Here is a 15651-nt window from a genome sequence, read left to right on the forward strand (position 1 = left end):
TTGAAAGTTGGAAAATTTTTCCAATTAATAGAGGTAGGAATAAAATGGCAAAAATGAGAGCCGTTGACGCGGCAATGTATGTGCTGGAGAAAGAAGGTATCACCACCGCCTTCGGCGTTCCGGGAGCTGCAATCAATCCGTTCTACTCAGCGATGCGTAAGCACGGCGGTATTCGTCACATTCTGGCGCGTCATGTGGAAGGTGCTTCGCACATGGCGGAAGGTTATACCCGCGCAACGGCAGGGAATATCGGCGTATGTCTGGGGACTTCCGGTCCTGCGGGCACGGACATGATCACCGCGCTCTATTCCGCTTCTGCTGATTCCATTCCTATTTTGTGCATCACTGGTCAGGCACCGCGTGCTCGTCTGCATAAAGAAGATTTCCAGGCTGTTGATATCGAAGCTATCGCCAAGCCGGTAAGTAAAATGGCGGTTACAGTACGTGAAGCGGCGCTCGTGCCTCGTGTGCTGCAACAGGCATTTCACCTGATGCGTTCTGGTCGTCCGGGTCCGGTACTGGTGGATTTACCGTTCGACGTTCAGGTGGCGGAAATCGAGTTTGATCCTGACATGTACGAACCGCTGCCGGTCTATAAACCTGCTGCCAGCCGTATGCAGATTGAAAAAGCGGTCGAAATGTTAATCCAGGCTGAACGTCCGGTGATTGTTGCCGGGGGCGGGGTCATCAATGCTGACGCAGCTGCACTGTTACAACAGTTCGCTGAACTGACCAGCGTTCCGGTGCTCCCAACGCTGATGGGCTGGGGCTGTATCCCGGACGATCATGAACTGATGGCCGGGATGGTGGGTCTGCAAACCGCGCATCGTTACGGTAACGCAACGCTGCTGGCGTCCGACCTGGTGTTTGGTATCGGTAACCGTTTCGCCAATCGTCATACCGGTTCGGTAGAGAAATACACCGAAGGGCGCAAAATCGTCCATATCGATATTGAGCCGACGCAAATTGGCCGCGTGCTGTGCCCGGATCTGGGGATTGTCTCTGATGCTAAAGCTGCCCTGACTTTACTGGTTGAAGTGGCGCAGGAGATGCAAAAAGCGGGTCGTCTGCCGTGTCGTAAAGAATGGGTCGCCGACTGCCAGCAGCGCAAACGCACTTTGCTGCGCAAAACCCACTTCGACAATGTGCCGGTGAAACCGCAGCGCGTGTATGAAGAGATGAACAAAGCCTTTGGTCGCGATGTTTGTTATGTCACCACCATTGGTCTGTCACAAATCGCTGCGGCACAAATGCTGCATGTCTTTAAAGACCGCCACTGGATCAACTGTGGGCAGGCAGGCCCGTTGGGCTGGACCATTCCGGCGGCGCTGGGCGTGTGTGCCGCTGATCCAGAGCGCAATGTGGTGGCGATTTCCGGTGACTTCGACTTCCAGTTCCTGATTGAAGAATTAGCCGTTGGCGCACAGTTCAACATTCCGTACATCCATGTACTGGTCAATAACGCCTATCTGGGTCTGATTCGCCAGTCGCAGCGCGCGTTTGATATGGATTACTGCGTACAGCTCGCATTCGAAAATATTAACTCCAGCGAAGTGAACGGTTACGGCGTCGACCACGTAAAAGTAGCGGAAGGTTTAGGTTGTAAAGCTATTCGGGTCTTCAAACCGGAAGATATTGCACCGGCATTTGAACAGGCGAAAGCATTAATGAATCAATACCGTGTACCTGTGGTAGTGGAAATCATTCTCGAGCGCGTAACCAATATTTCAATGGGCAGCGAACTCGATAATGTGATGGAATTTGAAGATATCGCCGATAACGCAGCGGACGCACCGACTGAAACCTGCTTCATGCACTATGAATAAGGGAGATAAATAATGTTACGTTTCTCTGCGAATTTATCGATGTTATTTGGTGAATATGATTTTCTCGCCCGTTTTGAGAAAGCAGCGCAGTGTGGTTTTCGCGGCGTTGAATTTATGTTTCCTTATGACTACGACATTGAAGAATTAAAACAGGTGCTGGCGAGTAATAAACTCGAACATACTCTGCACAATTTACCGGCGGGTGACTGGGCGGCGGGGGAGCGCGGTATTGCTTGTATTCCTGGCCGTGAAGAAGAGTTTCGGGATGGCGTAGCAGCAGCGATTCGTTATGCTCGTGCGCTGGGTAATAAAAAAATTAACTGTCTGGTCGGTAAAACGCCGGCTGGTTTCAGCAGTGAACAGATTCACGCAACGCTTGTAGAAAACCTGCGTTATGCCGCGAATATGCTGATGAAAGAAGATATTTTATTATTGATTGAACCTATCAACCATTTTGATATTCCTGGTTTCTATCTCACCGGAACTCGGCAGGCGCTGAAATTGATTGATGATGTTGGTTGCTGCAATTTGAAAATTCAGTATGACATTTATCATATGCAGCGGATGGAAGGTGAATTAACCAACACTATGACTCAATGGGCCGATAAAATTGGTCACCTGCAAATTGCCGATAATCCGCATCGCGGCGAACCGGGAACCGGAGAAATTAATTATGAGTATCTCTTTACGGTAATTGAAAATTCTGACTACAACGGTTGGGTTGGGTGTGAATATAAACCCCAAACCACCACGGAAGCCGGTTTACGCTGGATGGATCCGTACCGTTAAAACGTAACGCTGTTCAGGCAATGCTTTTTTAGGCCGCTAAGTTGGCAGGGGATCGTGTTGTCTGAATTCAGGAAAAGCGAAATTTAAAAGAGGTTAATTATGAAACTGGGATTTATTGGCTTAGGCATTATGGGTACACCGATGGCCATTAATCTGGCGCGTGCCGGTCATCAACTGCATGTCACAACCATTGGTCCGGTTGCTGATGAATTACTGTCACTGGGTGCCGTCAGTGTTGAAACTGCGCGCCAGGTAACGGAAGCATCGGACATCATTTTTATTATGGTGCCGGATACGCCACAGGTTGAAGAAGTTCTGTTTGGTGAAAATGGTTGTACCAAAGCCTCGCTGAAGGGCAAAACCATTGTTGATATGAGCTCCATTTCCCCGATTGAAACTAAGCGTTTCGCTCGTCAGGTGAATGAACTGGGCGGCGATTATCTCGATGCGCCCGTCTCCGGCGGTGAAATCGGCGCGCGTGAAGGGACGTTGTCGATTATGGTTGGCGGCGACGAAGCGGTATTTGAACGTGTTAAACCGCTGTTTGAATTGCTCGGTAAAAATATCACCCTCGTGGGCGGTAACGGCGACGGCCAGACTTGCAAAGTGGCAAATCAGATTATCGTGGCGCTCAATATTGAAGCGGTTTCTGAAGCCCTGCTGTTTGCTTCAAAAGCCGGAGCGGATCCGGTACGGGTGCGGCAGGCGCTGATGGGCGGCTTTGCATCCTCACGTATTCTGGAAGTTCACGGTGAGCGCATGATTAAACGCACCTTTAATCCAGGTTTTAAAATTGCGCTGCACCAGAAAGATCTCAACCTGGCACTGCAAAGTGCGAAAGCACTGGCGCTGAACCTGCCAAACACCGCGACCTGCCAGGAGTTATTTAATACCTGTGCGGCAAACGGTGGCAGCCAGTTGGATCACTCTGCGTTAGTGCAGGCGCTGGAATTAATGGCTAACCATAAACTGGCCTGATACCCGCAATAAAAATGGCCGATATCAGAAAATGAATCGGCCAGCAATATTAAAAAAAGAAAGCAGCCAAAGATGTTGCTTCAGTATTAAAAATAATATTTTTATTTTATTTGTTCCTCATAGCTAGATTAAAAAGACGTTATTCGATACGTGAAATTAAGAGGGATTTATGGAACATCAGAGAAAACTATTCCAGCAACGCGGCTATAGCGAAGATCTATTGCCGAAAACGCAAAGCCAGCGGACCTGGAAAACATTTAACTATTTTACCTTATGGATGGGTTCGGTTCATAACGTTCCCAATTATGTGATGGTCGGCGGCTTTTTTATTCTCGGCTTGTCTACCTTTAGTATTATGCTGGCAATTATCCTCAGCGCCTTTTTCATTGCCGCGGTAATGGTATTAAACGGTGCTGCGGGCAGTAAATACGGCGTACCATTTGCCATGATCCTGCGTGCTTCTTATGGCGTACGTGGTGCACTGTTTCCCGGATTATTAAGAGGCGGGATTGCTGCCATTATGTGGTTTGGCCTGCAATGTTACGCAGGATCGCTGGCCTGCTTGATCCTGATTGGCAAAATCTGGCCGGGATTTTTAACTCTCGGTGGTGATTTTACCCTGTTAGGGCTTTCTCTACCGGGCTTAATCACTTTCTTACTCTTCTGGCTGGTGAACGTCGGAATCGGTTTCGGTGGTGGCAAAGTTTTAAATAAATTCACCGCCATTCTTAACCCGTGTATCTATGTTGTCTTCGGCGGTATGGCGATTTGGGCGATTTCGCTGGTCGGGATCGGTCCAATCTTTGACTACATTCCGAGCGGTATTCAGAAAGCAGAAAACGGTGGCTTCCTGTTCCTGGTGGTGATTAACGCGGTAGTTGCGGTCTGGGCGGCACCGGCGGTGAGCGCATCCGACTTTACGCAAAACGCCCACTCGTTTCGTGAGCAGGCGCTGGGGCAAACGCTGGGTTTAGTTGTGGCCTATATTCTGTTTGCGGTCGCCGGGGTATGTATTATTGCCGGAGCCAGTATTCACTACGGCGCTGACACCTGGAACGTGCTGGATATTGTTCAGCGTTGGGATAGCCTGTTTGCCTCGTTCTTTGCGGTACTGGTTATTCTGATGACGACTATCTCCACTAACGCCACCGGTAATATTATTCCGGCTGGTTATCAGATAGCCGCTATTGCACCGACGAAACTGACCTATAAAAACGGCGTACTGATTGCCAGTATTATCAGTTTGCTGATCTGTCCGTGGAAATTAATGGAAAATCAGGACAGCATTTATCTGTTCCTCGATATTATCGGCGGAATGCTGGGTCCAGTAATTGGTGTGATGATGGCGCATTATTTTGTGGTGATGCGCGGACAAATTAATCTTGATGAACTGTATACCGCAGCAGGGGATTTCAAATATTACGATAACGGCTTTAACCTTACCGCGTTCTCAGTAACTTTGGTCGCCGTTATTTTATCTCTCGGTGGTAAATTTATTCCGTTCATGGAGTCTTTATCACGCGTTTCATGGTTTGTCGGCGTTATTGTCGCCTTTGCGGCCTACGCCTTATTAAAGAAACGTACTGCAGCAGAAAAAACAGGAGAACAAAAAGTCACAGGTTAATTAATCCCGATATTGAACATTGAGTTAAAAATCCAATCTGTATTTTACAAGGAGTTTGTTATGTCTTTTGATTTAATCATTAAAAACGGCACCGTTATTTTAGAAAACGAAGCTCGCGTTGTAGATATCGCCGTTAAAGGCGGAAAAATTGCTGCTATCGGTCAGGATCTGGGCGATGCAATAGAAGTTATGGATGCGTCTGGTCTGGTGGTTTCGCCAGGCATGGTTGATGCGCACACCCATATTTCTGAACCGGGTCGTAGCCACTGGGAAGGTTATGAAACGGGTACTCGCGCAGCGGCAAAAGGTGGTATCACCACCATGATCGAAATGCCGCTCAACCAGCTGCCTGCAACGGTTGACCGCGCATCGATTGAACTGAAGTTTGATGCCGCTAAAGGCAAGCTGACTATCGATGCGGCGCAACTCGGTGGCCTGGTGTCTTACAACATCGACCGTCTGCATGAGCTGGATGAAGTGGGCGTTGTCGGCTTCAAATGCTTCGTTGCAACCTGTGGCGATCGCGGTATCGACAACGACTTCCGTGACGTAAACGACTGGCAGTTTTTCAAAGGCGCACAGAAGCTGGGCGAACTGGGTCAGCCAGTGCTGGTGCACTGCGAAAATGCGCTGATCTGTGACGAACTGGGCGAAGAAGCGAAGCGCGAAGGTCGCGTAACCGCTCATGACTATGTGGCTTCGCGTCCGGTGTTTACCGAAGTGGAAGCGATTCGCCGCGTACTGTACCTGGCGAAAGTCGCCGGTTGCCGTCTGCACGTTTGCCACATCAGCAGCCCGGAAGGTGTTGAAGAGGTGACTCGTGCGCGTCAGGAAGGCCAGGACGTTACCTGTGAATCCTGCCCGCATTACTTTGTACTGGATACCGATCAGTTCGAAGAAATCGGTACTCTGGCGAAGTGTTCACCACCGATCCGCGATCTGGAAAACCAGAAAGGCATGTGGGAAAAACTGTTTAACGGTGAAATCGACTGCCTGGTTTCCGACCACTCTCCATGCCCGCCGGAAATGAAAGCCGGTAACATCATGAAAGCATGGGGCGGTATCGCCGGTCTGCAAAGCTGCATGGACGTGATGTTCGATGAAGCGGTACAGAAACGCGGTATGTCTCTGCCGATGTTCGGCAAATTAATGGCGACTAACGCAGCAGATATTTTCGGTCTGCAGCAAAAAGGCCGTATCGCCCCAGGAAAAGATGCCGACTTCGTCTTCATTCAGCCGAATAGCAGCTATGTTCTTACCAATGACGATCTGGAATATCGCCACAAAGTCAGCCCGTATGTTGGCCGTACCATTGGCGCGCGTATCACGAAAACCCTCTTACGTGGTGATGTGATTTACGACATCGAACAGGGCTTCCCTGTTGCGCCGAAAGGTCAATTTATCCTTAAACATCAGCAGTAATCTGGCCCCTGCAATGCCCGTCCTTGCGGCGGGCATTCTCCGGTTAAGGTGTGTTTATGTTCAATTTTGCAGTGAGCCGTGAAAGCCTGTTATCAGGATTTCAGTGGTTTTTCTTTATTTTTTGCAACACGGTTGTGGTTCCTCCTACGCTACTTTCGGCTTTTCAGTTGCCGCAAAGTAGCCTGCTTACGCTCACGCAATATGCTTTTCTTGCTACCGCGCTGGCCTGTTTCGCTCAGGCGTTCTGCGGTCATCGTCGCGCTATTATGGAAGGTCCGGGCGGCCTGTGGTGGGGAACCATCCTTACTATCACCCTTGGCGAAGCATCGCGCGGGACCCCGATCAACGATATCGCTACCAGTCTGGCGGTAGGGATTGCGATTTCTGGCGTGCTGACGATGTTGATTGGTTTTAGCGGATTAGGTCATCGCCTGGCGCGGTTATTTACGCCGTCTGTGATGGTCTTGTTTATGTTGATGCTGGGCGCGCAGCTGACCACTATCTTTTTCAAAGGTATGCTCGGCCTGCCGTTTGGCATAGCCGACCCGAATTTTAAAATTCAGTTACCGCCGTTCGCTCTCTCGGTGGCGGTGATGTGCCTGGTACTGGCGATGATTATCTTCCTGCCGCAACGTTTTGCCCGTTATGGCCTGCTGGTCGGTACCATAACCGGCTGGTTGTTGTGGTACTTTTGCTTTCCTTCTTCGCACTCGCTTTCCGGTGAGTTGCACTGGCAGTGGTTCCCGCTTGGCAGTGGCGGTGCTTTGTTGCCGGGGATTATTCTGACGGCGGTGATTACAGGTCTGGTAAATATCAGCAATACCTACGGTGCGATTCGTGGCACGGATGTTTTTTATCCGCAACAGGGCGCGGGGAATACGCGTTATCGTCGCAGCTTTGTGGCGACCGGATTTATGACGCTGATAACCGTGCCGCTGGCGGTAATTCCATTTTCACCGTTTGTTTCATCCATTGGTTTATTAACCCAGACTGGCGATTACACGCGGCGTTCGTTTATTTATGGCAGCGTTATTTGCCTGCTGGTGGCACTGGTTCCGGCACTCACGCGACTGTTTTGCAGTATCCCCTTACCAGTGAGTAGCGCGGTCATGCTGGTTTCTTATCTGCCTTTACTCTTTTCCGCGCTGGTGTTTAGCCAGCAAATCACGTTTACCGCTCGCAATATTTATCGACTCGCATTGCCGTTATTTGTCGGCATATTTTTAATGGCATTACCGCCTGTGTATCTGCAAGACCTTCCATTAACGCTTCGTCCTCTGCTCAGTAACGGCTTACTGGTCGGAATTTTACTGGCTGTTCTTATGGATAATCTTATTCCGTGGGAACGCATCGAATAATTTGTTGAAAAAGGATTGATAATGAAGATTGTCATTGCGCCAGACTCGTTTAAAGAGAGCTTAAGTGCAGAAAAATGTTGTCAGGCAATTAAAGCCGGGTTTTCGACCCTCTTTCCCGATGCGCACTATATCTGTTTGCCGATAGCGGATGGCGGCGAAGGAACGGTGGATGCGATGGTCGCCGCGACGGGCGGCAACATTGTGACGCTTGAAGTCTGTGGGCCGATGGGCGAAACAGTGAATGCTTTTTATGGCCTTACCGGCGACGGGAAAACGGCGGTGATTGAGATGGCGGCGGCAAGTGGCCTGATGCTGGTCGAGCCTGAAAAGCGTAATCCGTTGCTGGCCTCCAGTTTTGGTACGGGGGAGTTAATTCGCCATGCGCTGGATAACGATATTCGCCATATTATTCTCGGCATTGGTGGTAGCGCGACGGTCGACGGCGGTATGGGCATGGCGCAGGCGCTCGGTGTGCGTTTTCTCGATGCCGACGGTCAGGTGCTGGTGGCTAACGGCGGCAATTTAGCGCGCGTGGCAAGCATTGAGATGGAGGAGTGCGATCCGCGCCTGGCGAACTGCCATATTGAAGTAGCGTGCGATGTAGATAATCCGTTAGTAGGGGCACGCGGCGCGGCGGCGGTGTTTGGCCCGCAAAAAGGGGCAACGCCAGAAATGGTCGAAGAGCTGGAACAGGGGCTGCAAAATTACGCCCGTGTTTTACAACAGCTAACTGAAATCAACGTCTGCCAGATGGCGGGCGGCGGTGCTGCCGGAGGCATGGGCATTGCGGCGGCGGTATTCCTCAATGCGGATATTAAACCGGGTATTGAGATTGTGTTGAATGCGGTCAATCTTGCGCAGGCGGTGCAGGGTGCAGCACTGGTGATCACCGGGGAAGGGCGCATCGACTCGCAAACGGCAGGCGGTAAAGCGCCGCTGGGTGTGGCATCGGTGGCGAAGCAGTTTAATGTACCGGTGATTGGGATTGCTGGCGTATTGGGTGATGGCGTGGAAGTGGTGCACCAGTACGGCATTGACGCGGTATTCAGCATTTTGCCACGTCTGGCACCTTTAGCCGAAGTGCTCGCCAGCGGTGAAACCAATCTCTTCAACTGTGCGCGAAATATTGCCTGCGCCATTAAAATAGGTCAGGGAATTAAAAACTGACTCTTACCTTTAAAGCGGATGCGATTTATATCGCATCTTTTTTTTACCTGAATTGACTACAAAAAAAGCCACGGTATAAACCGTGGCAAAATCCAACATAGCTAAAAATAATCAGGCGTGTGGTATGACTTAAATCTCAACGTCGCGGTTACAATCTTTCGAGTAAATATAACTAAACGCTTCACCACGCCCTACGCCATAACCGGCCTGTAAGGAATAAGCGCCCATAAAGATGTAATCGCCTTTTTTCACCGGGATCCAGTTATTGTCGAGGTTATAAACCCCCTGACCGGAAAGAATATAGGCACCGTGTTCTTGGACGTGAGTTTCGATATAACCGTGGCTGGCACCTGGCGCAAAAGAGAGGATATGCATGTTCATATCAAAACCTAACTCTTTGGGCAGAAAATCCAGCAGAATAACATCGTCCATGCCTTCATAATGAATGCGTTCCAGTTCGCTGGCATTGCCAGAAACCAGCCACGGCGCATGACCTTCTACCGGAACATAGCGACGCTTATATAAAAAGATTTGGCTGTCTTCGGCCTGGGCGTTAACAAAAGTCATTAAGGAGCCTGGCGGGCAATAAAGATAACCACCTTCGCTTAAGGTAAATGTTTTCCCTTCGGCTTTGGCAGTGATATTTCCAGAGATCACATACAGGAACGTTTCAATTCCTTCACCACCGAAGCCCTGTTGGTTGCCGCCGTTTTGATGCAGTGTGACCAGATAATCAACAAAAGAGGCCCCCAGCTTTGGCGTGGAGAGGATTGTCGCGTCACAATTTTCAAAGCCCGGAATAATATTTTTTACCAGACCGTCCGGGGTTAGCAGCGCGAAATTACCGTGTTTAACAATCGCACGGTTAGCCAGTAAATCATCGCGGTAACCGGTGACGTTATTTAAATATCCCATTTATGACTCCTTATTTCTGCCAGGCAAGTTGATAAAGCATGAGTGCCAACGTTTTGACCCCTTCGGCAAGGTCGTTAATATTAGTGCGTTCCGCCGGGTTATGGCTGATCCCGTTGATGCTGGGAATGAAAATCATGCAGGTCGGCACGCGAGGCGCGAAAATTTGTGCGTCGTGCCCGGCACCACTGTGCATTACCCGGTAATTCAGTTTTTCGCTTTCACACAATTCTGTCAGGGTGACGACAAGCTCCTTGTTCATCGGCACGGGTTCTTCGTCCATCCATAAATCGATATCAATACCAATGTCCATTTCATCGCAAATCGCCCGCATGTCGTTTTCTAACTGTTGGGTAAAATCGCGCAACACGGCAGTGTCGGTATGACGACAATCAATAGTGAACGTGGTTTTACCCGGCACTACATTCACCGTATTCGGGCGCGGCTCCACCTTGCCAAAGGTCAGCACCAGCGGATCGCCCATCTTTTTCGCTTTCTCAACTGACTGATGGCAAATGCGACTGAAAGCGTAAACCGTATCACGACGATAACCCATCGGCGTGGTGCCTGCATGGTTTGATTCGCCGTTCAGCGTCACCGTGTAGCGACGTTGCCCGACAATCGCATTCACCACGCCAATTGACTGACCATTACTTTCCAGCACACAACCCTGTTCGATATGCAGTTCGACAAAGGCTTTGATGTCCAGGCGCGGAGTTAGTGGGGCGTTCGGCAGAGTAAATCCGCAAGCCTTCATTGCATCGACAAAACTATTTCCTTTGGCATCACAGATATTCCGCACGTCGTCAGGATTCGCCAGCCCAAAGATATTTTTACTGCCCCAGAAGACATACGGGAAGCGGCTGCCTTCTTCTTCCGCCATTGCCACCACTTCGACCGTTCGCAGCGGCGCGCCGTATTGCGTTTTCAGCCAGTCAATCGCCAGCCACGCCGCCAGTGCGCCGAATTGTCCGTCGAGGTTACCGCCGTTAACCACGGTATCAATATGCGAACCGCTCAGAATCACTTCCTGAGGGTATTCGCTGCCGTTCAGGCGGCCGTATAAATTCCCCACTTCATCGAAACGTGTTTCCAGCCCACTTGCTGCCATTCTTTTTTTAAATTGCTGCTGGGTTTCCAGCCACTCCGGCGAATAAAGTAAACGGGTCATCCCACCCGCTGGGTCAGCGCCAAAAGAGGAAAGCCAGGGCAGCGTTTCTTCTATAGCTTGACGGAAATGTGTAATCATAAGAAAGTCCTGTCTCAACAATTATTGCGCAAAGGGATTTTTCGTTTCGTATGACGTGTTATAAAGCGCGTCGGAAATTAAATACTGATAAATATCATCAACAATTTCGATGCCTTCAACGTCGGCTTTGCGTTGCTTAATATCCTGATCCTGTCCGGGATAATAAACCTGGTTAAAACCGGGCGCGGGGGTAATGGCATTTAATTCGCGCATGGTCTGGCTAAGATGTTGACGGAATAATTCGCTGGAGGAGAAAAAGTTCGGATTAATAACTACATGTAATTGCCCCAAATTACGTCCGGCGTGTAAATCGTCATACATCGAACTGACCTGACGCCCGAACGGTAAGCCGAGTAAGACGCCTGAGAGGACGTCGATCATCATCATCAGGCCATAACCTTTCGGTCCGGCAGCCGGGAGCAGGGCGTTAACCGCGAAGGGATCGCTGGTTGGTGCACCGTTTTTATCGACCGCCCAGGTATCCGGGATAGACATATTGCGCGAGCGGGCGTCGAGCACTTTTCCCCATGCCTGTACGGTAGTCGCCATATCAAAAGTAAGAATTTCGTCGCCTTCTCCCGGCGCGGCAAAGGCCAGTGGGTTAGTGCCGTAGTAAATTTCCGCGCCGCCAAACGGCACCACCATTGGATCGGACTGGCACATCGAAATGCCAATCAATCCGGCGCGGGCTGCCTGCTGTACAAAATAAGAGATTGCGCCGCTGTGACCCATCCGGCTGATACCGACCACCGCAACGCCTTTTTGCTGGGCGGTTTTGATGGCATGTTCCATACCCATTTTTGCCGCGACCTGTCCGGCGGCATTGTCGGCATGTAAAATTGCCGAGCACGGTCCGGTTTCTTCAAGACGAAACTCTGGTTCGCGGTTGGTGCCGCCTTTTGATATGCGCTCTGCGTAGTATTCAACGCGCACCGCGCCATGAGAGTGGATCCCTCTGGCATCGGCGTAAACCAATACTTCAGCCACGGTTGCAGCGTGCTCACGTTTTAACCCAGCCTGACAGAGTTTATTCTCGATTAGCTGGTGGAGTGTTTCCCGACTGATTTTCATCTGTCTTCCTTTTTAACGACGGTGTGAAGCATGACTGCAATTAACATACAGGGAAAATATCTGGATTATGTGATCCAGACAGGCAAAAAAATATAGTTAGAATTTATTTGATAATCCGCTCGCTTTTAACCTGGTTTTTAAAACAACTATGCTTATTAAAAAATAACGCGTAATAGTCTGGCGGTTATTTGAATTCTTTTGTTAATAATGTCTGTGTGATATTCATCACCTTATTTACTCGTTGTCATCGATACCGTAATCGCCACATTAACACTGCTCGTGCAATTGCCATGGGTGCAATTTTTAAGGAGTTGTTATGATCCACGCCTTTATTAAAAAAGGGTGTTTTCAGGATTCGGTCAGTTTAATGATTATTTCACGAAAACTCAGCGAATCAGAAAATGTTGATGATGTTTCCGTAATGATGGGTACGCCCGCCAATAAAGCGTTATTAGAGACTACAGGTTTCTGGCATGACGATTTTAATAACGCCACGCCGAACGATATTTGCGTGGCGATTCGTAGCGAAGCGGCGGATGCAGGGATCGCGCAGGCGATTATGCGGCAGCTTGAAGAGGCGCTAAAGCAACTGGCGCAGGGAACGGGCAGCAGCCAGGCGTTGACGCAGGTACGTCGCTGGGACAGTGCCAGTCAGAAATTACCCAATGCCAATCTGGCGCTGATTTCAGTGGCTGGCGAGTATGCGGCGGAACTGGCGAACCAGGCGCTGGATCGCAACCTCAACGTGATGATGTTCTCCGATAACGTCACGCTGGAAGATGAAATCCAACTTAAAACCCGCGCGCGGGAAAAAGGTTTGCTGGTGATGGGGCCGGACTGCGGTACATCGATGATTGCCGCCACGCCGCTGGCTTTTGCTAACGTGATGCCGGAAGGCAACATTGGCGTCATTGGCGCTTCCGGTACCGGGATTCAGGAGCTGTGCTCACAGATTGCGCTGGCAGGTGAGGGAATTACTCACGCGATTGGTCTTGGCGGGCGCGATCTCAGCCGTGAAGTGGGCGGCATCAGTGCGCTAACGGCGCTGGAAATGCTCAGTGTAGATGAGAAAAGCGAAGTGCTGGCGTTTGTTTCAAAACCGCCTGCCGAAGCTGTGCGTCTGAAAATTGTTAATGCCATGAAAGCAACCGGCAAACCAACGGTGGCGCTGTTTTTAGGTTATATCCCGGCGGTGGCCCGCGACGAGAATGTCTGGTTTGCCTCCTCGCTGGATGAGGCTGCACGCCTGGCTTGCCTGCTTTCACGCGTTACGGCGCGACGTAACGCGATAGCGTCTGCCAGCAGTGGATTTATTTGCGGCCTGTATACCGGCGGTACGTTAGCCGCCGAAGCGGCGGGATTACTCGCCGCGCACCTTGGCGTGGTAGCTGACGATACCCATCATCACGGCATGATGCTGGACGCCGATGGTCACCAGATCATTGACCTCGGCGATGATTTCTACACCGTCGGGCGTCCCCATCCGATGATCGACCCAACCTTACGCAACCAGTTAATTGCCGATCTCGGCGCTAAACCGCAAGTGCGCGTATTGCTGCTTGATGTGGTGATTGGCTTCGGTGCGACTGCCGATCCTGCAGCCTCGCTGGTAAGCGCCTGGCAAAAAGCCTGTGCCGCGCGTTCAGACAATCAACTACTGTATGCCATTGCCACAGTGACAGGCACTGAACGTGACCCGCAATGCCGTTCGCAGCAAATCGCCATGCTGGAAGATGCAGGGATCGCGGTAGTGAGTTCGCTGCCGGAAGCCACCTTGCTGGCGGCGGCGTTAATTCATCCGCTCTTGCCTGCCACACAGCCACACACACCGTCACTACTGGAAAACGTCGCCGTGATTAACATCGGGTTACGCAGCTTTGCGCTGGAACTACAAAGCGCCAGCAAACCGGTTGTGCATTACCAATGGTCGCCAGTCGCCGGCGGCAATAAAAAACTGGCTCGTTTATTAGAACGTTTGCAATAAGGGGTTCCCATGTTTACATCAGTGGCGCAAGCCAATGCTGCGGTTATCGAACAAATTCGTCGCGCTCGTCCACACTGGCTGGATGTGCAACCGGCTTCTTCACTAATTAATGAATTAAATCAGGGTAAAACACTGCTTCACGCCGGGCCGCCGATGCGCTGGCAGGAGATGACCGGACCCATGAAAGGGGCATGTGTGGGCGCATGTCTGTTTGAAGGCTGGGCGAAAGATGAAGCGCAGGCACTGGCAATGCTGGAGCAGGGGGAAGTGAACTTCATTCCTTGTCACCATGTGAATGCTGTCGGGCCAATGGGCGGCATTACTTCTGCCAGTATGCCGATGCTGGTGGTCGAGAACGTGACCGACGGCAATCGGGCGTACTGCAACCTCAACGAAGGTATCGGCAAAGTGATGCGTTTTGGCGCTTACGGCGAAGATGTCCTGACTCGCCATCGCTGGATGCGCGATGTGTTAATGCCAGTATTAAGCGCGGCGCTGGGGCGCATGGAGCGCGGTATCGATCTCACCGCGATGATGGCGCAGGGCATTACCATGGGCGATGAATTCCATCAGCGCAATATTGCTTCCTCAGCACTGTTAATGCGTGCGCTGGCCCCACAAATTGCTCGCCTCGATCATGATAAACAGCACATTGCGGAAGTGATGGATTTCCTCAGCGTGACCGATCAGTTCTTCCTTAACCTCGCGATGGCCTATTGCAAGGCGGCGATGGATGCTGGTGCGATGATCCGCGCAGGCAGCATCGTCACGGCTATGACCCGCAACGGCAATATGTTCGGGATTCGGGTCAGCGGGCTGGGCGAACGCTGGTTTACTGCGCCTGTAAACACTCCCCAAGGTCTGTTTTTCACCGGCTTCTCGCAGGAGCAGGCGAACCCGGATATGGGCGATAGCGCGATTACCGAAACCTTTGGTATCGGTGGTGCGGCAATGATCGCCGCCCCTGGCGTAACGCGCTTTGTCGGTGCGGGTGGCATGGAAGCGGCCAGAGCGGTATCTGAAGAGATGGCGGAAATCTTCCTTGAACGCAATATGCAGTTGCAGATCCCCGGCTGGGATTTCCAGGGCGCGTGTCTGGGGCTGGATATTCGTCGCGTGGTAGAAACCGGCATTACACCACTCATCAATACGGGTATCGCCCATAAAGAGGCGGGGATCGGGCAGATTGGTGCAGGCACTGTACGGGCACCGCTGGCGTGCTTTGAACAGGCGCTGGAAGCTCTGGCTGAAAGCATGGGGATTGGTTGAGG

Annotated in this window: 12 protein-coding genes; 9 read left to right on the forward strand and 3 right to left on the reverse strand. The window is 51.0% G+C overall.

Annotated elements, in window-relative coordinates:
* Positions 1–44 precede the first annotated feature (44 nt).
* The 7 genes from gcl to glxK all read left to right on the forward strand — a co-directional run bounded on the left by gcl (position 45) and on the right by glxK (position 9164).
* Positions 45–1826: a glyoxylate carboligase gene (gene gcl / locus BEB54_RS09440; RefSeq protein ID WP_105277223.1), complete on the forward strand. Its 1782-nt coding sequence runs from the start codon at positions 45–47 to the stop codon at positions 1824–1826.
* A 12-nt stretch (positions 1827–1838) separates the two neighbouring features.
* A complete protein-coding gene (gene hyi, locus BEB54_RS09445) occupies positions 1839–2615 on the forward strand; it encodes a hydroxypyruvate isomerase (RefSeq protein ID WP_032183514.1) in 777 nt (258 codons plus the stop codon).
* 99 nt (positions 2616–2714) lie between these two features.
* The gene (gene glxR, locus BEB54_RS09450; protein ID WP_000765839.1) at positions 2715–3593 is read left to right on the forward strand and encodes a 2-hydroxy-3-oxopropionate reductase; all 879 of its coding nucleotides are present in this window, start codon (positions 2715–2717) and stop codon (positions 3591–3593) included.
* Between the two features lie 169 nt (positions 3594–3762).
* Positions 3763–5217, forward strand: coding sequence for an allantoin transporter (locus BEB54_RS09455; protein WP_105282178.1), 1455 nt, complete (start codon positions 3763–3765; stop codon positions 5215–5217).
* A gap of 60 nt (positions 5218–5277) precedes the next feature.
* Entirely contained in the window at positions 5278–6639 is a 1362-nt protein-coding gene (allB, locus tag BEB54_RS09460) for an allantoinase AllB (protein WP_088541939.1), read from the forward strand.
* Positions 6640–6695: 56 nt separating this feature from the next.
* Complete coding sequence (locus BEB54_RS09465) at positions 6696–7997, forward strand: uracil/xanthine transporter (RefSeq protein ID WP_032302608.1); 1302 nt, start codon at positions 6696–6698, stop codon at positions 7995–7997.
* A 21-nt stretch (positions 7998–8018) separates the two neighbouring features.
* Entirely contained in the window at positions 8019–9164 is a 1146-nt protein-coding gene (glxK, locus tag BEB54_RS09470) for a glycerate 3-kinase (RefSeq protein WP_105277224.1), read from the forward strand.
* 129 nt (positions 9165–9293) lie between these two features.
* On the opposite strand, the gene allE is transcribed toward glxK, so the two are convergent.
* From allE to allD, 3 genes are read right to left on the reverse strand one after another with little or no spacing between them, the layout of a single operon-like run.
* On the reverse strand, positions 9294–10079 hold the full coding sequence (allE, locus tag BEB54_RS09475; RefSeq protein ID WP_000540959.1) for a (S)-ureidoglycine aminohydrolase: 786 nt from the start codon (positions 10077–10079) through the stop codon (positions 9294–9296).
* Between the two features lie 10 nt (positions 10080–10089).
* A complete protein-coding gene (allC, locus tag BEB54_RS09480) occupies positions 10090–11325 on the reverse strand; it encodes an allantoate deiminase (RefSeq protein WP_105277225.1) in 1236 nt (411 codons plus the stop codon).
* A gap of 21 nt (positions 11326–11346) precedes the next feature.
* Complete coding sequence (gene allD / locus BEB54_RS09485) at positions 11347–12396, reverse strand: ureidoglycolate dehydrogenase (protein WP_088541942.1); 1050 nt, start codon at positions 12394–12396, stop codon at positions 11347–11349.
* 316 nt (positions 12397–12712) lie between these two features.
* Between allD and BEB54_RS09490 the strand changes: the two genes are divergently transcribed.
* The gene (locus BEB54_RS09490; protein ID WP_105277226.1) at positions 12713–14380 is read left to right on the forward strand and encodes an acyl-CoA synthetase FdrA; all 1668 of its coding nucleotides are present in this window, start codon (positions 12713–12715) and stop codon (positions 14378–14380) included.
* Positions 14381–14389: 9 nt separating this feature from the next.
* Complete coding sequence (locus BEB54_RS09495) at positions 14390–15649, forward strand: DUF1116 domain-containing protein (protein WP_000495348.1); 1260 nt, start codon at positions 14390–14392, stop codon at positions 15647–15649.
* Positions 15650–15651: the final 2 nt, after the last annotated feature.

Origin of the sequence: Escherichia sp. MOD1-EC6021, from assembly GCF_002965245.1 — a bacterium.
Taxonomy (GTDB): Bacteria; Pseudomonadota; Gammaproteobacteria; order Enterobacterales; family Enterobacteriaceae; genus Escherichia; species Escherichia coli_F.

Excerpts from the sequence above, each read along its gene's own strand:
- glxK (WP_105277224.1), top strand. The coding sequence starts at position 8,019 with ATGAAGATTGTCATTGCGCCAGACTCGTTTAAAGAGAGCTTAAGTGCA.
- allE (WP_000540959.1), bottom strand. The coding sequence starts at position 10,079 with ATGGGATATTTAAATAACGTCACCGGTTACCGCGATGATTTACTGGCT.
- gcl (WP_105277223.1), top strand. The coding sequence starts at position 45 with ATGGCAAAAATGAGAGCCGTTGACGCGGCAATGTATGTGCTGGAGAAA.
- allC (WP_105277225.1), bottom strand. The coding sequence starts at position 11,325 with ATGATTACACATTTCCGTCAAGCTATAGAAGAAACGCTGCCCTGGCTT.
- hyi (WP_032183514.1), top strand. The coding sequence starts at position 1,839 with ATGTTACGTTTCTCTGCGAATTTATCGATGTTATTTGGTGAATATGAT.
- allD (WP_088541942.1), bottom strand. The coding sequence starts at position 12,396 with ATGAAAATCAGTCGGGAAACACTCCACCAGCTAATCGAGAATAAACTC.
- BEB54_RS09465 (WP_032302608.1), top strand. The coding sequence starts at position 6,696 with ATGTTCAATTTTGCAGTGAGCCGTGAAAGCCTGTTATCAGGATTTCAG.
- BEB54_RS09490 (WP_105277226.1), top strand. The coding sequence starts at position 12,713 with ATGATCCACGCCTTTATTAAAAAAGGGTGTTTTCAGGATTCGGTCAGT.
- BEB54_RS09495 (WP_000495348.1), top strand. The coding sequence starts at position 14,390 with ATGTTTACATCAGTGGCGCAAGCCAATGCTGCGGTTATCGAACAAATT.
- allB (WP_088541939.1), top strand. The coding sequence starts at position 5,278 with ATGTCTTTTGATTTAATCATTAAAAACGGCACCGTTATTTTAGAAAAC.
- BEB54_RS09455 (WP_105282178.1), top strand. The coding sequence starts at position 3,763 with ATGGAACATCAGAGAAAACTATTCCAGCAACGCGGCTATAGCGAAGAT.
- glxR (WP_000765839.1), top strand. The coding sequence starts at position 2,715 with ATGAAACTGGGATTTATTGGCTTAGGCATTATGGGTACACCGATGGCC.